The sequence below is a fragment of the Gardnerella sp. C0684A1 genome, from assembly GCF_055326835.1.
This window is the reverse complement of record NZ_JBLTSX010000003.1, coordinates 149,714-169,530: the sequence shown is the minus strand read 5'-3', so window position 1 is coordinate 169,530 and position 19,817 is coordinate 149,714. Positions and strand designations below refer to the sequence as shown.

Genomic DNA, 19,817 nt, shown 5'->3' with positions numbered 1-19,817 from the left:
AAGCAAATAAATGAGATTTTCTTATGTGAAAGGAGGTGAATAATGGATAGTTCGAATAATTCTATAAGCGATAATTTATTAGATAATTTGAAAGATGGTAAGTCTGCAGAAAATATTAATTGGCATAAAACTAAAACTGATTTTAATATGGTTTCTGATTTTAATGAGAATCATGTAAACGCTTTAGGAGCACCATTATTAGGTGACACTAGAGATTTATTCAGGCCGGCTTCTAAAGATATTCCTGCGCAACCTGGTGTATATAAGTGGAGAGATGAAGAAGGCCGTGTAATTTACGTTGGTAAAGCTAAGAATTTGCGAAATCGTCTTGCTAATTATTTTCAGCCTCTTTATCAGCTTCACCCTAGAACTCAAACTATGGTTTTAACTGCTCGTAGTGTGGAATGGACTGTTGTAGAAACTGAAATAGAAGCACTTAGTCTTGAATACACGTGGATTAAAGAGTTTAATCCAAGATTTAATGTTGTATTTCGAGATGATAAAACATACCCTTATTTGGCTGTAAGTGTGGGAGAGAAATTCCCAAGAGTATGGATTACTAGAAACCGTGGTAGTCGTGGAGCGCAGTATTTTGGGCCTTACGCTAAAGTATGGCCACTTCGTCACAGCTTAGATTCATTACTAAAAGCTTTTCCAGTTCGCACTTGCACTTCAAGCGCATTTAATAAAGCAAGAAGAACAGGTAGACCATGTTTGCTTGCTTCAATAGGAAAGTGTTCGGCACCTTGTGTAGGAAGTATTGATTTTAAAACTCATAGAACGTATGTAAGTCAACTCGTTGGAGTGCTTACTGGCAGTGTGGGCGAATCATATTTAGCACAACTCAATCGTGATATGAAGCAAGCAAGTGAAGAATTGGAATTTGAACGAGCAGCAAAATTACGAGACAAAATTAATTTGCTTAGTACAGTTTTGCAATCAAATTCTGTAGTTCTAGATGAAGATGTAGAGGCAGATGTTTTTGGTTTAAGCAGTGACGAACTAGAAGGATCAGTTCACGTCTTTTTCGTACGTTCCGGAATTATTCGAGGTGAACGAAATTGGGGGGTTGAACGTGCCGACGATAAAGACGATACAGATCTTCTTGCCGACTTATTAGTGCACTTGTATGGAGAATATCAAGAAAATGCGCAAATTGATCAAAAAAATCATGAAAGCATCGTAGAAAGTTTAAAATCAAAGAACTCAAATTCTCGAATAGAAGAAACGCGTAACGCAGTATCTAATACTCAGAATGCTACTGCTACGGATTCTAATTTGCGTGCGAAAGCAACAAAAATGAGGCGAGAAAGACAAGAGACAACTGGTAGAGAAGATTTTCTTGCACCAATTTCTCCAATACCTAGAGAAATTATTGTTCCTATCGCTATTCAAGACGAAAGGCGAAGTGAAATAGAATCATGGCTTACGCAATTAAGAGGTTCAAAAGTAACTATTAGAGTTCCTTCTCGTGGAGAAAAACGTGAATTACTTGAGAGGGCAAACGATAATGCTAATCAGGCTTTAACAAGACTAAAAGCCAGCCGCATAAATAGTTTAGAAAAGCGCAGCCAAGCAATGAATGAAGTTGCTAAAGCTTTAGGATTATCTAAGTCACCTCTGCGTATAGAATGTTACGATATTTCGAATACTGTTGATGGTACTTACCAGGTAGCTTCAATGGTTGTTTTTGAGGATGCAATAGCAAAACCAAGTGACTACAGGCATTTTGCTATTCGTGGAGATGATGGTAACGGTCGACTTGATGATTTAAGTGCAGTCTATGAAACAATTTCGAGAAGATTTAAACATGCTGACTCCTCAATAAGCAATTGCGAGAACGAAAATAATATTGGCTCTGAAAATAGTAATACTAAAAATACAGGAAAGAGCAATCACCGTTTTGCTTATTCTCCTAACCTAATAGTTGTTGATGGAGGTAGAGAACAAGCCAAAGCAGCTATGAAAGCATTAGAAGATAATTCTATAACAGGAGTAGCAGTATGTGGACTTTCTAAAAAGTTAGAAGAGGTATGGCTTCCAGATAGTGATTATCCTATTATTCTTAAAAGAAGTTCGGAAGGATTATATTTGCTACAGCGCGCTCGCGATGAATCTCATCGTTTTGCTATAACTTACCATCGCAATCGTAGACGTAAAGGATTAATTAAATCTTCATTAGACTCTATACCTGGAATCGGAGCCGTATATAGAAAGCGACTTATTGGCGCTTTTGGTTCTGTAAAAAACTTGCGTGAGGCTTCAGTTGAACAGTTAAAACAAGTGGAAGGAATAGGAGAGAGTAAAGCTGAAATAATATACGATTACTTCAAAAATAAGTGAGGATGTTTGAAGCATAATATTGAAGCATAATTCGTATAGATAGCAAAATATAACTTCCACTGATGATTAAAATTAGTGTCACTAATAAAATTACAGCCTGACACACTACAAGATGCCAGGCTGTAAATTTAGCTTTAAATCCAAATATTGTAAGTTAATATAACTATTAGCGAATATCACTATTAGCGAATATCACTGTGGAACGGGTTTATAACAACATTGCAACGTTGGAAACTTTTAACATCCACGTATCCTGTTGAAGCCATAGTGCGTCGTAAAGCTCCAACAAAATTAGTTGTGCCATCAGCTTCATGACTTGGTCCAAACAGAACATTTTCCAAAGGAGCAACGGTTCCAACATGACTGCGCATTCCGCGTGGCAAAGAAGCATGACGAGCTTCAGCACCCCAATGAGTGCCGTGCCCAGGTGCTTCAGTTGCTCTCGCCAGAGGAGTGCCTAGCATTACAGCGTCCGCTCCCATTGCTAAAGCCTTTATGAAGTTGCCGGAAGTTCCCATTCCGCCATCTGCAATAATCTGCACGTAGCGTCCGCCTGACTCATCCATGTAGTCACGACGAGCTTCAGCAACATCAGCAATAGCCGTGGCTAATGGAGCTTGAACGCCAAGAGTGTTCATAGTTGCAGATACTGCGCCTCCGCCAAAACCAACAAGAATGCCAGCAGCTCCAGTGCGCATTAAGTGAAGTGCAGAAGTATAATCAGCGCATCCACCCACTATAACAGGAACATCTAAATCGTAAATGAACTTCTTCAAATCGAGTGGCTCGTGATCTTTTGATACATGTTCGGCAGAAACTGCAGTTCCACGAATTACGAAAAGATCAACGCCTGCTTCAATAACAGTGCTATAAAGTTCTTGAGTGCGCTGTGGAGAAAGAGCACCGGCTACAGTGACTCCAGCTTCTCGTATTGTGTGCAAACGTTCAGCTATAAGCTCTGGTTTAATTGGTTCCTCGTAAATTTCCTGAATACGCCTCGTTGCTATATTGTCAGGAAGCTCAGATATTTCCTTAAGAAGAGGCTCTGGGTTTTCATAGCGAGTCCATAAGCCTTCCAAGTCAAGAACACCAAGAGCACCCATTTGACCCATTGCAATAGCAGTATCTGGACTTGTAACAGAATCCATAGGAGCTGCAATAACAGGAACGTCAAATGTGTACGCGTCTACTTGCCAAGTAGTTGATACGGCTTTAGGGTCGCGTGAGCGTCGTGAAGGGAGGATAGCAACATCGTCGAGAGAATATGCGACGTGGGCTTTTTTGCCCAAACCTATTTCAATTTCCTGAGACATACTTACCAGGCTAATGCCGTATATTGACGAAATTAGTACGCATGTTTTATTGTCTAATACTGAAATCACGGAAGTTGTGATTTTATAAACCGTAATGTGTATAACTTTATTTTAAAAAAACCTTGATTTTTCAAGGAACACACCGACACCAGTTATAATTTATACACATTTTTTGATTTTATTCAAAATGCTACTTAATCGCGGTGTATGCTATTTCTAATCCGATTTTAAGTCGATATTTTTCTACTAAAAATTGGATTAAGAAAGATAGAGAAAAAAAGAGATGGGAAGATAAAAATGGTTTCTGTTATGGGAACAATGAAAGAACCATTTGATGAGAATCAAAGCGGTAGAAATGAAAATGAAAAGTGCGGAAACGAATGGGCATGTGGTATGGGAAATTGTGGATGGCAAAAAGAACCACCTCCACAATTTCCATATCGTTCGAGAGAACCATTACCAGCTCATGAGGGAGTATTACCTATTGGTTTTGTGAACTCTTCTGTGCCGTATCATATAGGCGTGTGTTTTAATAGCACGGATGACGAAAAGTTATTCTTATCACTCGCTTTAAGAACGTGCAGAATCGCTTGTGTTGTTGCTGATATTTCTCGCGGTCGTCCAGTCCCGAAGGCAATGAGGGATTTGCTTACGCCTGAATGTTCGGCAAAATTGAAGAATATGTGGTCAGTTTTGGACAACTTTTTTAAGGAAATTGAAGATTCTGAAAGTCGTTCAAGACTGCGCAGATTCCCTGCTATACCAAACATGATTAACGGTATGATGGTAAGTCCAAACCGCTTTGAAGGAGTGGTATGCGTTATGGTTGGCGTAATGCGCTATTGGGAATCACTGTCATTAGAGTATCGTCATGGAGCATGGATATGCACTTACGCAGACTTAGGCTAATCTTGCGAGATTAAGTCATAATTATGCGTGTCTAAGTCAGTTTTCATTTTTTATCTTGACTTTTTGTTTGATATTCGGTAACGAATCTCATTCAAAAAGTCAAGATATCTTTTAGTTGTATTGTCGTTTGTACGAATGTTTTTGTAAAAATAGATAATTTTGTGGGAATATTTTTGTATATATTCTGTTCGTGTCGGCATATTTAATCACGTACAATAAAAAGCATGCTGCGAGAATTTTCTGTAGAGTCTATTCACCCAACTAAAGATGGTGACACAATTTATTCATTGCTTGCCAATAGGGCGATGCATGACCCTCAAGGTTTAATTGCACAGTGGCAAGATGATGATACTCGTCAATGGCATGATGTTACTGCTGCTGACATGCTTTCAAAGGTTCGTTCGGTAGCAAGAGGATTAATTGCTCTTGGCGTTACTCATGGATCAAAAGTTGTTATTTATTCAGCAACATGTTATGAGTGGGGTGTTGTCGATTTTGCTTGCGCTTGTATTGGCGCTGTAAGTATCCCAATTTATGAAACTGATTCTGCTTTACAAGCTGCTGATATTATTGCGGAAGTGAAGCCAGTAATTGCTTTTGCTGGTGACAGTGAGCATGCGCAATGTTTAGAGAGAGTCCGTCAAGACAATAAGAAAATTACTCTTAAAGCAGTTTTTAATTTTAAAGCTGGCGGTATTGGTGCTGTAACTGATTTTGGTAAGTCTGTTGCAGATGAAGAACTTAATAATGCAATCAATGCAGTTCACGCAGATGATTTGTCTACTATTGTTTATACATCTGGCTCAACAGGAAAACCTAAGGGAGCTATGCTTTCGCATCGCAACTTTACTCATATTGTTTTCGCAGGCTATGATGTTCTAAACGAAATGCTTTATAAACCAAGTCGTTTGCTTTTATTCCTTCCGTTGGCACATTGCTTTGCGCGCTATATACAGTATGTTGCTATTGGTGCGCACGGAGTTATTGCTTACGTTCCTAATGCGAAGCATTTACTTGCAGATTTGCGCAGTTTCAAACCTACATATCTTTTGGGAGTTCCACGTGTGTTTGAGAAGGTGTATAACGCAGCATCTCAAAAAGCTGGAGCGGGTATTCGTGGACGTATTTTTGCCAAGGCTGTTAAGCATTTCATTAAATGGTCTAAAGACAGCGTAGAAGGTAGATCGCATTCTTTATCAGCGCGTATACATCACAATTTCTATATGCGCACTGTAGGATCTTCTATTCGCTCAGCATTGGGTCCTAATTTAGCTTGGCTTGCATGCGGTGGTGCTCCTATTAATGCTGATTTGGCGCATTTCTTCAATGGTCTTGATGGCATAACTTTTATTCAAGGTTATGGTATGACTGAAACTGCAGCTCCATGTGTTGTTAATTTCGAGCATGCTAATCAAGTTGGTTCTGTTGGTCGCCCAGGTCCTGGAATTACTATTCGTTTAGCTGATGATGATGAGGTTATGATTAAAGGTCCTAACGTTTTTATGGGCTATTATAATAGGCCTGATCTTACTGATGAGGTTCTTGATAAAGATGGATGGCTGCATTCTGGTGATCTTGGTGAAATAGATGATGAAGGATTCCTTTCTATTACTGGTCGTAAGAAAGATATAATTATCACTGCAGGTGGAAAGAATATTAGTCCAGCTCCTATGGAAAATATTATTTCTCAGTGTCCGCTAGTTTCTCATGCGGTAATAGTTGGTGATGGCAAGCCGTTTGTATCTGCTCTTATTGAGCTTGATCCTGATATGGTTCGTTCTTGGCTAAAGAATCAGGGTATGGATACTTCATTATCTATGGAGAAAGTTGCAAGTAATGATGCTGTTCGCTCTGTTGTGCAACAGTTTATAGATCAGGCGAACAGTACAGTTTCTAGGGCTGAGTCTGTCCGTAAGTTTGTTGTTTTGAGTGAGGAATTTACTCAAGATAATGGTACTTTGACACCTAGCATGAAAATAGTTCGTCCAAAGATTCTTGCTCGCTACGCAGATATTATTGAAACGCAGCTGTATGCTCCTAAGCCTAACACTCGTCCACTTCCTGCGACTGTGAAAATATTAGATAAGACTACTGAAACAGTTAAGCAAGCTCAGGAAACGGTTAAGCAGGCACAAGAGGCTGTTACTCCTCGTGTTCGTCAGGCTTTGGATCAAGCTACCACTCATTTGAAGCATTTTAGTGAAGACTCTTCAGAATTAAATGAAGATTGTGATAATAATTCTGAATCTGCTGAAGATAATAGTAAACAAAAATAGTAGTTTTTAGCTTGAAAGTAAGCTGAGTATGTGTACTATCTTTAGTTGGTATGTTTTCTGATTTTACTTGTGCTTCTATGTGTTAAGGAGATTTTTGTGACTATTCGTACTATTCGAGTAATCCCAGATCCTGTACTTCGTACTACTTGCGACGAAATACGTGATATTAATGCCTCTGTTAGGCATTTAGTTGAGGATTTACTTGAGACTGTGAATGATCCTGGTCGTGCAGGGCTTTCTGCAAATCAGATTGGCGTGAGTTTGCGAGCTTTCTCATACAATATTGATGGTCGTATTGGATATATTCTGAATCCTGTTATTGAGGAGCTCAGCGGAGAGCAGTACGACGATGAGGGCTGCTTATCTGTTCCAGGTTTATGGTACAAGACTCGCAGAGCTAATTATGCGCGTGTTCGTGGCATAGATCTTGACGGTAAAGAAATAGTATTAGAGGGTGAAGGTCTTATGGCGCGCATGTTGCAGCATGAGTGCGATCATCTTGATGGACATATTTATCTTGATAGACTCGAAAAAGATGTTCGTAAGCAAGCGTTGCGAGATCTGAGAAGTAAAACGCGTTAATTTTTACTATTTTGTTTTAATCGCTTTTTAGTCTCGTTTTTATTAATTTATTCAGTCAGTGTTGCTGCCGTGTTTTGCGGTAACAACACTGACTTTTTAGTAGTGCTCTTCTGGTATAATCAACATTCGCGTGTCAATTTTGAGCATGAGTATTGTCGCGTTATATGATTGCTCGCTTTTTATTGTCTATCAGACACGCAAATACGCGCCATGTACGCGTCCGTTCGTGTCGGTCGGCTTGGGTTTTATACGTAAGTTAAACCAAGTTGCATGCGAACAGACATGGCCAGGCAAGAACCGACAAGAAAGGTATAATGATATGGCACAGATTACCATGAGTGAAATGCTGAAGGCTGGTTTGCACTTCGGACATCAGACTCGTCGCTGGAATCCAAAGATGAAGCAGTTCATTCTTACTCAGCGCAATGGTATTCATATCATCAATTTGTTCAAGTCACTCGACATGATTGACAAGGCTTACGATTTCATTAAGCAGACTGTTGCTCACAACGGTACTGTTTTATTCGTAGGCACTAAGAAGCAGGCTCAGGAAGCTGTTCAGAATCAAGCAACTCGCGTAAACATGCCTTATGTTAGCGAACGTTGGCTTGGTGGTATGTTGACAAACTTCCAGACCGTTTCCACTCGCGTAAAGCGCTTGAAGGAACTTGAAGAAATGGACTTCAGCGATGTGCGTGGATCCGGATTAACTAAGAAGGAGCTTTTGCTTCTTGAGCGTGAGAAGGATAAGCTTTCGAAGCAGCTCGGCGGTATTCGTAACATGAACCGTACGCCTTCTGCTATGTTCGTGGTTGACATCAACAAGGAAGCTTTGGCTGTTGAAGAAGCTCATAAGCTTGGTATTCCTGTTATAGCTATTGTTGATACAAACACTGATCCTGAAGCTGTTGAGTATCCAATTCCAGCTAATGACGATGCAATTCGCGGCGTTGAACTTCTTACCAGCTTGATGGCTGATGCTGTGGCTGAAGGTTTGCTTGAGCATGCTGGCAAGGGTGCTAAGGCTGATGGTGCTGAGGCACAGCCAATGGCAGCTTGGGAGAAGGAACTTCTTACCAAGGAAGGTGAAGCTGAGGCTGAGCCTGCTAAGGAAGAGAAGTCTGAAGCAAAGGCCTGATAAGCTAAGATTCATTCAGTAAAGCTGTGTTAATCGTATTGCTTATTTTTAGTACGTTTGCATCTTTACTGTGAATCATATTGATATGAGGAGAACAAAATGGCAGCAATTACTGCAGCGTTGATCAAGCAGGTGCGTGAAGAAACTGGCGCCGGCATGATGGACGTTAAAAAAGCTCTTACTGAAGCTGAAGGCGACGTTGCTCGCGCTAAGGAGATTATCCGCGCTAAGGGTATTCAGGCCGCTGGTAAGCGTGAAGGCCGAAAGGCTCAGGAAGGCACCATCGCTTCTAAGGTTGTAAAGTCCGATGAAGGCGAAACCGGTTACGCAGTTGAAGTGAACTCTGAAACTGACTTTGTTGCTAAGACTCCAAAGTTTGTTGAGTTCTCTGAAACTGTTCTTAACCATGCTATTGATGCTTCTGCTTCCACTGCGGAAGAAGTTTTAGCAGCTAAGACTGGAGATGCAACCGTTAAGGAAGCTGTTGAAGAAGCAGCTGCCTTGTTCGGTGAGCACGTCAAGGTTGGCCAGGTTGCTAAGGTAAGCGGTCCACACGTTGAGATTTATGCTCATAAGAAGTCCGTGGAGTTGCCTCCAAGCATCGTGTCCATGATTGCTACTGATGAAGCTGGCGCTAAGGTCGCTCATGAAGCTGCTTTGCAGATTTCCGCTATGGGTGCTCAGTGGCTTCGTCGCGAAGATGTTCCAGAGGAAGTTTTGGAATCTGAGCGTCGTGTTGCTACCGAGAAGTCCTTGGCTGAAGGCAAGCCAGAGAAGATTGTTCCAAAGATTGTTGAAGGCCGTATGAATGCCTTCTTCAAGGAAACTGTGCTTCTCGAGCAGGCTTACGTAAAGGATCCTTCCAAGAGCGTTGGTGACTTGTTCAAGGAAGTTGGCGGTACCGCTTTGGCTTTCGCTCGTCTTGAGGTTGGCAAGGGTGCTGCTGAATAAGCATCGCTTATAATAAGAATCAAATCTGGTTCTTAATTAAATGAGCTATGTGCAATCTTTGCGCGTAGCTCATTTTTATATTTGTGTTTTAGGTGTCGTTGTTGACGGATACCATAGCAATGATATGCTTGCATTCGCTGTGAGGACTGGAGGATCTATGACTATCGCACAAGCGGAGGAAAGCAAGTCCCGTAGAGTGTTATTAAAACTTTCGGGAGAAGCATTTGGTGGTGGAGCTGTTGGCATTGATACTCATGTGATTCGTAGAATCGCTGGTGAGATTGTTACTGCAGTGCAGCAGGGTGTTCAAGTTGCTATCGTTGTTGGTGGCGGTAATTTCTTCCGTGGTGCTGAGTTACAGCAGGCTGGTATAGATCGTAGCCGCGGCGATTATATGGGAATGCTCGGCACTGTTATGAACTGTCTTGCACTTCAAGATTTTCTTGAGCAAGCTGGCCAGGCAACTCGCGTACAAACTGCTATTACAATGGGGCAAGTAGCTGAACCGTATATTCCGTTGAAAGCAATTCGGCATCTTGAAAAAGGTCGTGTAGTTATTTTTGGTGCCGGTGCAGGTATGCCATACTTCTCTACAGATACTGTATCTATTCAGCGTTCTTTGGAAATTCACTGTGATGAAGTTCTCATGGGCAAGAATGGTGTTGATGGAGTTTATAGTGCGGATCCTCGTAAAGATTCAAATGCTAGAAAATTTGTCACACTTAGCTACAATAAAGCTCTTGTTGATGGTTTAGCTGTTATGGATGCTTCTGCTCTTTCTATGGCTAGAGATAATAAGCAGAAGATTCGAGTATTTGGTTTGGAAGGCGATGGTAATGTTACAAGCGCACTGATTGGTAAACAAATTGGTACTCTTGTATCCGATGCTGAACCTACATTTGCTTAAAACGAAATTTGCGTAGCATTTGAATATTGTAATTTCGTAAATTATATTGTGAAAATTGACTGATGACAGGAGAACACACATGTCAGGTATTATTGACCAGGCTCGTGAACAGATGAATAAGTCTGTTGAAGCTACTAAGGAAAATTTTGTTGGTATTAGAACTGGTCGTGCTAATCCTGCATTACTTAACGGCATTATGGTAGATTACTATGGTGCTCCAACACCAATTAAAGCTGTTGCTTCTATTGGAGTTCCAGAGCCTCGTACGCTTTCTGTCACTCCTTTTGACGCTTCGCAGGCTAACGCTGTTGAGAAAGCTATACGTGACTCTGATTTGGGTGTAAGTCCAAATCGTGACGGCAATGTTATTAGAGTAACAATGCCAGAACTTACAGAAGAACGTCGTAAAGAGTACGTTAAACTCGCTAAGCTTAAGGCTGAAGAAGGCAAGGTTGCTGTTCGTAATATTCGTCGTAAGGCTAAGGAAAATATCGACAAGTCTGTTAAAGATGGCGATATGGGCGAAGATGAAGGCGATCGTTTACAGAAGGATCTCGATAAGCTTACTAAGCAAATCACTGATTCCTTAGATTCTCTGCTTGAAGGTAAGCAGAAAGAAATTATGGAAGTCTGATTTTAGTAAGATCTCCTATAAGTATTAATAAATGGGTGTTGTATGAATCAACTTAATCATGATGATATAAGTGCGAAAAATGAATTAGTTAATGATAACTCCAGTAAGCTAGCTTCTGCTGAGTTATCGTCGCAAAAGAATTCTTACAACGCCCATGAAACATTAGATGATATTAATCGTCGTACAGGTCGCAATATGCCTCAAGCTATTGCGACTGCTGTAGTTTTAATTGCGGTTATTGTTGGATGCTTGCTTATTAGTACTGATGCTTTTGTTGTGCTGCTGTCTGTTTTTATGGTATTAGCACTTTGGGAATTGCATGTAGATTTTGCAACTATAGGATTACATATTCCTTTCGTTGTTTTATCTTTATGCTCTTTATCAACAATATTCGCAACATACTACGCTAAATGGCATGCTGTAGCAATGGCTAGTGGTATTGCGGCTTCTTTGCTGTTGACTGTTATTGCTGCAACTCTTAGTAGTACTGTATCTGCTAGAACTATGCAGGCTGTTGAGAAAAAATTACAGAGAACTTCTACTTTTGATTTAGAGCGCAATACTCTTACTAATATGTCTGCTTCTCTGTTTGTTGTTTTATATATACCTCTTCTTGCGTCTTGTCTAATTCTTACCTTAACGGATACTAAATATTCTATGGCACATGCCATGCTGCTAGTGTTTTTACCTGCTTTAAGTGATACAGGCGGATTATTTGCTGGTGCGTGGCTTGGCAAGCATAAGCTTTCTCCGAGAATTTCTCCTAAAAAGTCAGTTGAGGGTTTGCTTGGCTCAATGTTTTTGGCGATTATAGGAGCTTATGCTATTGTCGCCGGATTCTACGGTAATAGTTGGTTATCGTATTGGTGGATTCCATTCGTTATGGGTGCTCTTTCCGGCGTAGTTGGAACTTTTGGAGACTTATGTGCTTCTATGCTTAAGCGTGATATTGGTATTAAGGACATGGGTCATTTACTTAAGGGTCATGGTGGGGTATTAGATCGCGTAGATTCTATTCTTCTTTGTAGCCCAGTTCTTATGGTTTTGCTTGGATTTGCAAAACTGTAATATATTTATTTTTTATCAATCATGGGCTAATACTAGAATTTTGCCCATGTATCTCGCTTATATTCCTTCGCCGAGCTTTTCAAAGTTTTCTATCGGCCCAATTACTATTCGTTGTTATGCACTAGCTATACTTCTTGGTATTGCTGTTGCTATGTATATTATTTCTCGCCGTTGGAAACGATGTGGCGGCAGTTTCGATCAGATTATTGATCTTTCTTTAGTAAGTATTCCTTTTGGCATTATTGGTGCTCGTTTATACCATGTGATTACAACTCCTGAACGTTTCTTTGGTTCTCATGGAGATTTTTTCGAAATATTTCGTATTTGGAATGGCGGCTTAGGTATTTGGGGTGGCATTGTTTTAGGTGCATTGGCTGCATGGTTCTGGTGCATGCATAAACATTATCCTACTGCTTTGTTAGCTGATGCTGCAGCTCCTGCGTTGCTTATAGCGCAGGGCATAGGTCGTTTAGGCAATTGGTTTAATCAAGAGCTTTATGGTGCTCCTACAACTCTTCCTTGGGGATTGAAGATAAATAATACGGGTAGCGCTATCGGTAATTTTGAGAGTTGCTACGATGGTTCTACTTGTCCTGCTGGAACTCTTTTCCATCCAACTTTTTTGTACGAAATGATATGGAATTTTGTTGGTGCAGCTTTGCTTATTGGATTCGGTAAAATGCTTTCTGAACGTTTGAAAGCTGGTTCAATATTTGTTCTGTATGTGATTTGGTACACTGCTGGAAGAGCGTGGATTGAAGCGTTGCGTATTGATTTTTCGCATCTTTTCTTGGGTGTGAGAATTAATGTGTGGGTTTCTATCATCGTGTTTATTCTTTCGGTATTTGTTTTTGCTTATTTGCAGAAGAGTAAACAAACTCGCAGTGAGCTTTCTAAAAAACTTATTGATATTACATCTGATGAGATGGAAATTCAGCGTCAAGCAAAATAAAGTTTTATGCTGTAGTCTCTTGTATTTCTTAGAATGGAACCCATGAATATACAAATAGCACCTAGTATTCTTTCCGCAGATTTTTGCAATCTTGAGCGAGATCTTGTTGCGATTTCAAATGCGGATCTTGTTCACGTTGATGTGATGGATCACCACTTTGTACCGAACTTAACTTTAGGCGAACCTATTGTTAAGCGTATTTGTGAAGTTACAGATTTGCCTGTTGACGTGCATCTTATGATTGAGGATCCTGACCGTTGGGCTCCTGAGTACGCGAAGCTTGGAGCTGATTCTGTAAGCTTCCATATGGGAGCCACTCATGCTCCTGTGCGTTTAGCTCGTCAGTTGCGTTCTATGGGTTGCAAAGCATGTTTTGCTGTGCGTCCTGCAGAACCTGTGGAACCTATTTTCGACATTCTTGACGAATTTGACATGGTTCTTATTATGACCGTTGAGCCAGGTTTTGGTGGTCAGAAGTTTTTGAGTAATCAGATGAATAAGGTTCGTCGTTTGCGTGACGAAATTACTCGTCGTGGATTGCAGACTCATATTCAGGTTGATGGAGGAGTTAGCCCTTCGACTGCAGCAACGGTTGCTGAAGCTGGCGCTGACGTGCTAGTTGCAGGATCTGCGGTTTACGGAGCTGAAAGTCCATCTGAGGCTATTGAGACTATTCGTCAAACTGCTCAAGCCGCTTGGCGTGCATAGTTTTTTTAAATCGGGGGCATTTGTAATGTCCCCGATTTTGTACTTTCTGATTATTTAGATTGTGCAGTATTTTATTTTGAATGTGGGTTTCTGCTGTAAGTTAGTTGGATTGATTGTAGTGCTATAGCATGTACAATGGCAGTATTAGACGCGTTATGGTGCATTGGAGGACTTTTTATGGCTACATCTGCTTCGGATAAGGAGTATAGTCCAGAAGCGCGTAATAACGTTTTTACTGTGCCTAATTTAATAAGTTTTTTGCGTATTTGTTCAATACCATACGTTGCTTGGCTTATTGCGCATCATGACATGTTATTGGCGTTGATTATTCTTGCTGTTTCTGCTTTTTCTGATTGCGTAGACGGTTATATAGCTAGGACTTTTAATCAGGTAAGTAAGCTTGGTCAGATTCTTGATCCTATTGCTGATCGTTTGCTTATTGTTTTTAGTACTCTTGCTCTTGCTTACGCTAATGTCATTCCTTGGGCAGCTTTGGGATTGATTATATTGCGAGATGCTACTATGGCTGTAGTGATTTTGCTATTAGCTCAATACGGTTATGGACCGTTACCTGTTAACTTTATGGGTAAAACTGGCACTGCGTTAATTATGCTCACTATTGTGTCTCTGATGGTCGTTTATGCTTCTCCTGCTTCCGTGATTGTTTCTCTCCTTTACGCTGCAGCTCTTTCTTGCGGAATTTGGGGTATTGTCTTGTATTGGTGTGCGGGAATCATGTATGTTCGTCAAGCATATTGTTTACTTTTCAAAAAGCGCTAAGCGCTGATTGCAGAGTATTAATTTAGTTATGCGAGGTGTGGCAGTTTGGGATATCGTGATGATACTGAAAACTCTGTAGAGCATGCTCAAGATTTGAGCGTGCATAGTGAGTTTTTGCCTGAATTGTTAGCTCCGATTCCTGTGTCGTTTCCTGCTCAAGACGGTTCTTCTCTTGCGCGTAGGCGTGCAGTTTTTTCCACTTCAATTTTTAATATCGATACTCATCACGCAACTCGGAATGTGAATCGTTTTGCTAGTCAGCATGATCGTAGGCGTTATGTTGATGACTATTCGTTGAAACTTATTGACGATTTGATTAATCGACCTGTAGATCCGCTTTTTATGGATTCTAGGCTGGGTAGGCAAGAAGTTGGTGTAGTAAGCCGCTGGATTACTAGAATTGTAGTATTTATTATTTGTATTGCTATAGGAACAGTTGGTAGTCAGTTTGTTCGTAGACTTCATACTGATCCTCGTAAAGCGATTCGTAATTCTCTTGCTAACGAGTTAGTTGAGCATACTAATCGTTTTGATAGTTTAGTTCAGGAAGTCTCATCGCTAAAGAATAGTGTTAATAAAGAATCTCAGCGTATGATTACGCCTGAAGAAGATAAACTTGTTCAATCAGACGATATTACTAATGGTACGCGAGCTGTTTCTGGCTCAGGAGTTGTGATTACTGTAGCAAATCCGATGGTTGCTACTTCTGATGCTGTTGGTTCAACATTGCCTCGTGAGGCTAAGGGCGCTAAAGTTCGAGTTATTACCGATCGAGATATACAAATTTTTGTATCAATATTGTGGAATGCTGGTGCCGAAGCTATATCTGTTAATGGTCATCGTTTGGGTGCTCAAACTTCAATTCGTACTGCCGGTCAAACTGTATTAGTTGGTGTAAATCAAACTCAAAGTCCTTATGTTATTGAGGCGATTGGTAATCGTGACAATATTATTAGGAAACTTGATGAGGCTAAACTTTCGCCATGGTATGCGTCTTTGACTAATGCTGGTATGAATCCGCAAATTACGACTTCGGATATGATTAAATTATCTGCCGCTGGAACTGGCGATTTGAAATTTGCAAAGGAAAAATGATTATGGGAAAAGAGAACAAGGAAGGCAGAAGGTAGATTATGGCAGCAATTCTTGGTTTGATTATAGGAGCACTGATTGGTATTGTTGTCCATCCTGATATACCAATTGTTATTCAACCATATTTGCCAATTATGGTTGTTGCTGCGTTAGATGCTTTGCTTGGCGCTGCAAGAGCTTACTGTGAGCGTAATTTCTCTGATAAAGTTTTTGTTATTTCATTCTTCTCTAATGTTATTGCTGCTACTTTGCTTGTTCTGCTTGGTAATCAGCTTGGTGTTGGAGCTCAACTTCAGACTGCGGTTATTGTTGTTTTAGGTATTCGTATCTTCTCTAACGTTTCTGCAATTAGACGTTTTATTTTCAGGAGTTAAGATGGCACCTCTTTTCTCTACGCCTAATAAAGATGATATAGTTCGTAAGCTTCACCGTCAGCATGCGAAAGATAAGGAAAGTGATTTAACTCAAACTGGGTCATTTCCTGTTGTTCGTCGTAAACTTAAGCCTTCTTTAAGTGAGCACACCACTCGTACTCGTATTATTACTGGATTGCTTATGATGTTTTTGTGCGCTTTGCTTGGTTTTGCGTACATGATTCAGATTAATAACAGTACAACTTCTCTTTATGAAACTATGAATGAGGAGGAGCTTACTAGACTTATTACTGAAACTAATTCGCAAATTCAAAATTTAGAGCAACGAAAAAGTGAGTTGAGCGGTCAGCTTAATTCTTTACAAGCTTCAGTTGATAAGCAGAAAGAAGCTCGTCGCATTGCGCGTCAAAATGCTGAGACTAACGGAATTATTTCTGGCCGTCTTCCTGCTGTTGGTAAAGGCGTAGTTATTAATATTACTGATGGTGATAAAGATAGGGTTGATTCTGCCACAATGTTTCAGCTTATTGAGGAGCTGCGTAACGCTGGGGTAGAGGTTATGTCTATTAATGACATACGCATTGTAACATCAACATATATTTCAGATACTAAACATGGATTGCTTTGTGATGGTGTTTCTATTGAGCCTCCGTATGTTGTAAAAGCTATCGGAGACCCTCAGAATTTGCAAAATGCTGTCAATATTGCTGGTGGTGTTGGCTCTAGGCTAAAAGTTAAATTCGGCGCGTCAGTTTACGTGTCAACGCCTGAGGAAGTAGAAATTACTACGACACGCGAACCAAAACAGTATCAATATGCAAAACCGGTCGAGTAACAAGGTAGAATAGCAATTATGACTGAACCGATTCCTACCGCTGGCGAAACCACTATTATTGGTATGCCAGCCATACGTATTCCTATTACTTCTACTTCAGATCGTCCTTTAAGGCAGGATGATCTTGATACTATTTCTAAGCTTTCGCCTGGTACTGCACTGTTGATTTCTACTAGGGGAGCTGTGTCTGGTTCTCGTTATTTGCTTGATGAGAATGTTGTTTCAGTTGGTAGAGATCCTCATGCTGATATTTTATTAGATGATTCTACTGTTTCTCGTTCGCATGCTGTTTTTCGCCGTTACGGTGATACTTTCACAATTACTGACGCAGGTAGTTTGAATGGTACTTACGTTAATAGGAAGCGTGTCGATGAGGCTGTGTTGCATAATGGCGATGAGATCATGATTGGTAAATTCCGCTTGGTATTTTTCTCTTATGATGCGTTGCCTAATAATTATTCTGAATGATTTAGTAGAATGATTCGGTAATTTTATAGAACACAATTTTTGCGAGTTTCGTGTATGTTCGATTAACTTATGTAGGGTGTTTGTTTATTCACTTTATGTGAGTGATAGAGTCTTGTGTGAGCTGCGTAATTTTTAATATAAGAGTTGCGTTGCTCACACTGCTTCTCGGTTTTTTATATTTTTTTATATTTCAAGGTTGGATATGAGAGCAAACGTGGAAGGTCCTGAGAGCCAGTTTTTTGAGACTCCAGTGCAGGGGGAGTTGTTTGCGTTTGCTCCTGAGAGTGAGAATATACGCGGTTATCGTGGTAGTGTTGCTATGAAAATTGCGGGTATAACTTACCGTCAGCTTGATTATTGGGCTCGTAAACGTATTATTGAACCTTCTGTTAATCCTTCTCATGGTTCTGGATCTAGGCGTTTGTATTCTACTAAAGATATAGCAATTATGGCTGTTGCTAAACGTTTGCTTGATGCTGGAATGAATTTGCAGAATGTTACTACTGCTATCATGTTTTTAGATCGTCATTCTTTTGCTCGACTTAGTGATATGACTATATTGTGTAATGGCTGCTGTGTTAAAGAGTGTGATGCAAATCAGCGAAATATGCAGCAGATGCTTGCTGATGGTGATGCTGTTGTTGTTCTGTCTCTTTCTAATATTATGAGCAAAGTAGAGTCTTCTCTTGAATCTGAAGAGTTTTCTACGTGTATTGAAGATGATTAGAATATTTTTTAGTACAAGAATATAGTACAGGTAAAGTTTAGGGATCTAATTATGTTTAACATGTTTAGCGATGATGCTCTTAGTAATATTCTTGCATGTGCAATAATTGTTTTGTGGGTTTCGGTTTTGATTATTTTCTTAATTAGCTTTTTTATGTTCCTTATACCAATTTCTAAATATAGGGAAAAGTTAAGTAGAGATAGGAAATATATTAAGAGTATTGGTGGGGATGTTTCCTCGTATAAGCCTTCTTACCGGCCGCCGTTAGTTTCTTGGAATTGTATTGCTTTATATTGCAGTGCGTGGCCGCTTATGATTTTGTCGTATATTCTCGTTTGTGTTTGCGATTTTTATAATCTTATTTCTGATGAAACTTTTGAGCAGCTGCATGCTTTTGTTGTTCCTGTAGAATTTACTAGCGTTGGTTTTGCTTTTGTGATTTTAATTTGCATGATTGTTTACTCTTTTTATTCTGTTTCTGTAACAGATAAGAAGTAGATCTATAAGAATCGAATGTATAAATAGTGGATTGTTGATATTTGCAGAGTTACTTTTATGTAGTTACTTTTATAAAAAATATCTAATTTGACATAACGTACATTATCGGATTTTGAAATACTCGTTAACTGCGCTACAAAGTTCACTTACAGTATCAATAATCCTGTATGATCCGTGAGAAGCCAATTCACCCGGCTCAGCGTAACCCCAAGCGCAACCTAAGCAATCAAGTCCACAATCTTTTGCGCCGTCAGCATCAGTCCAACGATCACCAATCATAAGTGCCAAATCTCCACAAGACGGATCGTAATGAATGTTGTCAAAAACGTAACGAATAACTTGAGGCTTCGTAATTCTAGACATATCGCGACTTGCGCCGTAAATGCCGTCAATAAGCGTTGTTAATCCAAAATAATCACAAATAGGCTTAATCTGATACTCAGGCTTACAAGAAGCAGTAACCATATAAAAACCTGATTCTCGCAAAGCTACAAGCTGCTCAGGAATGCCATCATACACTCTATTAAGCAAGCATCCAGGAATTTTATGACCAGGATTTTTGGGATCGTCAAAAGTTGCTACTTCTGAATAATACTTGCGATATAAAGCAACGCCTTTTTTCTGCAGGCTTTCAGGCATATGATTACGCTGGAAAGATTCTAGAATTGACGGCCCGATAAAGCGTTGCATTTCGGCATCATCAGGAATTGGCTGGCCTAATTCTCTCATTGCGAGTTTTGCACAAGCAATAATACCAGCATCAGATTGTGTTAATGTGCCATCAAGATCCAGCAGCAGAATCTTGCGTTTGTTCTCGCTGGAAATCTTTGAGTAGCAATCACTCATAATCAGGAATCCAACCTTCATGATGCATTTTCAGACGCTTCTCAAGCAAAGTTTTAAGCTCTTCTTCGCTGCGTCGTTCCAAAAGCATATCCCAGTGAGTACGAGTTGGCTTGTTAAAATCGTCTTCAGGGCGATCGTCTTCACCTTCACGATGAGCTATAGCTCCGCAGCGGCATTCCCATTCTTCTGGAATTTCAGCTCCCTGAGCAAAAGGAAGAATAGTACGATGACCTTTAGGACACACATATGCTATATCATTACGCTCAGCAAAATCTACATTGTCATCAGATTCAAGCGACTTTGCGCCAATACTCATTCCGCGCAAACTACGTTCTGCCATAGTAACTCCTTAAAAAATCTACTTACAAAAATATCTAATAATACGGACTATATTCAGGAATTTAAAATTTTGCGTT

21 protein-coding genes are annotated in these 19,817 nt (G+C 40.1%); 18 read left to right on the top strand and 3 right to left on the bottom strand.

Features of this window, described 5'->3' with window-relative positions:
- Window positions 1–42 precede the first annotated feature (42 nt).
- Window positions 43–2,343: an excinuclease ABC subunit UvrC gene (gene uvrC / locus ACNEUN_RS04050; RefSeq protein ID WP_463630982.1), complete on the top strand. Its 2,301-nt coding sequence runs from the start codon at window positions 43–45 to the stop codon at window positions 2,341–2,343.
- Between the two features lie 182 nt (window positions 2,344–2,525).
- Here uvrC and ACNEUN_RS04045 read toward each other — a convergent pair whose 3' ends face one another.
- Complete coding sequence (locus tag ACNEUN_RS04045) at window positions 2,526–3,656, bottom strand: GuaB3 family IMP dehydrogenase-related protein (RefSeq protein ID WP_463630980.1); 1,131 nt, start codon at window positions 3,654–3,656, stop codon at window positions 2,526–2,528.
- A 297-nt stretch (window positions 3,657–3,953) separates the two neighbouring features.
- Here ACNEUN_RS04045 and ACNEUN_RS04040 point away from each other — a divergent pair, with 297 nt between their 5' ends.
- The 17 genes from ACNEUN_RS04040 (at window position 3,954) to ACNEUN_RS03960 (ending at window position 18,555) form a co-directional block, all read left to right on the top strand.
- A complete protein-coding gene (locus tag ACNEUN_RS04040; protein WP_427876855.1) occupies window positions 3,954–4,565 on the top strand; it encodes a hypothetical protein in 612 nt (203 codons plus the stop codon).
- Window positions 4,566–4,789: 224 nt separating this feature from the next.
- Window positions 4,790–6,841, top strand: coding sequence for an AMP-dependent synthetase/ligase (locus ACNEUN_RS04035; protein ID WP_427876857.1), 2,052 nt, complete (start codon window positions 4,790–4,792; stop codon window positions 6,839–6,841).
- 96 nt (window positions 6,842–6,937) lie between these two features.
- The gene (gene def / locus ACNEUN_RS04030; protein WP_427876859.1) at window positions 6,938–7,423 is read left to right on the top strand and encodes a peptide deformylase; all 486 of its coding nucleotides are present in this window, start codon (window positions 6,938–6,940) and stop codon (window positions 7,421–7,423) included.
- A 319-nt stretch (window positions 7,424–7,742) separates the two neighbouring features.
- A complete protein-coding gene (gene rpsB, locus ACNEUN_RS04025; RefSeq protein WP_427876861.1) occupies window positions 7,743–8,561 on the top strand; it encodes a 30S ribosomal protein S2 in 819 nt (272 codons plus the stop codon).
- Window positions 8,562–8,660: 99 nt separating this feature from the next.
- Window positions 8,661–9,512 carry a translation elongation factor Ts gene (gene tsf, locus ACNEUN_RS04020; protein WP_463630976.1) on the top strand — a complete coding sequence of 284 codons (852 nt, stop codon included), beginning with the start codon at window positions 8,661–8,663 and terminating at the stop codon, window positions 9,510–9,512.
- A 157-nt stretch (window positions 9,513–9,669) separates the two neighbouring features.
- On the top strand, window positions 9,670–10,419 hold the full coding sequence (pyrH, locus tag ACNEUN_RS04015) for a UMP kinase (protein WP_427876865.1): 750 nt from the start codon (window positions 9,670–9,672) through the stop codon (window positions 10,417–10,419).
- A 79-nt stretch (window positions 10,420–10,498) separates the two neighbouring features.
- Window positions 10,499–11,053 carry a ribosome recycling factor gene (gene frr, locus ACNEUN_RS04010; RefSeq protein WP_427876868.1) on the top strand — a complete coding sequence of 185 codons (555 nt, stop codon included), beginning with the start codon at window positions 10,499–10,501 and terminating at the stop codon, window positions 11,051–11,053.
- 42 nt (window positions 11,054–11,095) lie between these two features.
- Window positions 11,096–12,121, top strand: a complete 1,026-nt coding sequence (locus tag ACNEUN_RS04005) for a phosphatidate cytidylyltransferase (RefSeq protein WP_427876870.1) — start codon at window positions 11,096–11,098, stop codon at window positions 12,119–12,121.
- Window positions 12,122–12,167: 46 nt separating this feature from the next.
- Window positions 12,168–13,073: a prolipoprotein diacylglyceryl transferase gene (lgt, locus tag ACNEUN_RS04000; protein WP_427877536.1), complete on the top strand. Its 906-nt coding sequence runs from the start codon at window positions 12,168–12,170 to the stop codon at window positions 13,071–13,073.
- A 42-nt stretch (window positions 13,074–13,115) separates the two neighbouring features.
- Entirely contained in the window at window positions 13,116–13,781 is a 666-nt protein-coding gene (gene rpe / locus ACNEUN_RS03995; protein WP_427877538.1) for a ribulose-phosphate 3-epimerase, read from the top strand.
- Window positions 13,782–13,958: 177 nt separating this feature from the next.
- On the top strand, window positions 13,959–14,561 hold the full coding sequence (locus tag ACNEUN_RS03990; RefSeq protein ID WP_463631095.1) for a CDP-alcohol phosphatidyltransferase family protein: 603 nt from the start codon (window positions 13,959–13,961) through the stop codon (window positions 14,559–14,561).
- Between the two features lie 93 nt (window positions 14,562–14,654).
- On the top strand, window positions 14,655–15,656 hold the full coding sequence (locus tag ACNEUN_RS03985; protein WP_463631093.1) for a DUF881 domain-containing protein: 1,002 nt from the start codon (window positions 14,655–14,657) through the stop codon (window positions 15,654–15,656).
- A gap of 38 nt (window positions 15,657–15,694) precedes the next feature.
- On the top strand, window positions 15,695–16,027 hold the full coding sequence (locus ACNEUN_RS03980) for a small basic family protein (RefSeq protein ID WP_427876871.1): 333 nt from the start codon (window positions 15,695–15,697) through the stop codon (window positions 16,025–16,027).
- Between the two features lies 1 nt (window position 16,028).
- On the top strand, window positions 16,029–16,862 hold the full coding sequence (locus ACNEUN_RS03975) for a DUF881 domain-containing protein (protein WP_427876872.1): 834 nt from the start codon (window positions 16,029–16,031) through the stop codon (window positions 16,860–16,862).
- Window positions 16,863–16,880: 18 nt separating this feature from the next.
- Window positions 16,881–17,330, top strand: a complete 450-nt coding sequence (locus ACNEUN_RS03970) for an FHA domain-containing protein (protein ID WP_463630973.1) — start codon at window positions 16,881–16,883, stop codon at window positions 17,328–17,330.
- Window positions 17,331–17,532: 202 nt separating this feature from the next.
- Window positions 17,533–18,057 (top strand): MerR family transcriptional regulator, encoded by a 525-nt coding sequence (locus ACNEUN_RS03965; RefSeq protein ID WP_463630972.1) that lies wholly within the window; start codon window positions 17,533–17,535, stop codon window positions 18,055–18,057.
- A gap of 51 nt (window positions 18,058–18,108) precedes the next feature.
- The gene (locus ACNEUN_RS03960) at window positions 18,109–18,555 is read left to right on the top strand and encodes a hypothetical protein (RefSeq protein WP_427876878.1); all 447 of its coding nucleotides are present in this window, start codon (window positions 18,109–18,111) and stop codon (window positions 18,553–18,555) included.
- Window positions 18,556–18,657: 102 nt separating this feature from the next.
- On the opposite strand, the gene ACNEUN_RS03955 is transcribed toward ACNEUN_RS03960, so the two are convergent.
- Together ACNEUN_RS03955 and ACNEUN_RS03950 are read right to left on the bottom strand one after the other, a co-directional pair.
- Window positions 18,658–19,401 carry an HAD hydrolase-like protein gene (locus ACNEUN_RS03955; protein ID WP_427876880.1) on the bottom strand — a complete coding sequence of 248 codons (744 nt, stop codon included), beginning with the start codon at window positions 19,399–19,401 and terminating at the stop codon, window positions 18,658–18,660.
- Complete coding sequence (locus ACNEUN_RS03950; protein WP_427876882.1) at window positions 19,394–19,741, bottom strand: RNA polymerase-binding protein RbpA; 348 nt, start codon at window positions 19,739–19,741, stop codon at window positions 19,394–19,396. The genes ACNEUN_RS03955 and ACNEUN_RS03950 overlap by 8 nt, the downstream gene beginning before the upstream one ends.
- Window positions 19,742–19,817 lie beyond the last annotated feature (76 nt).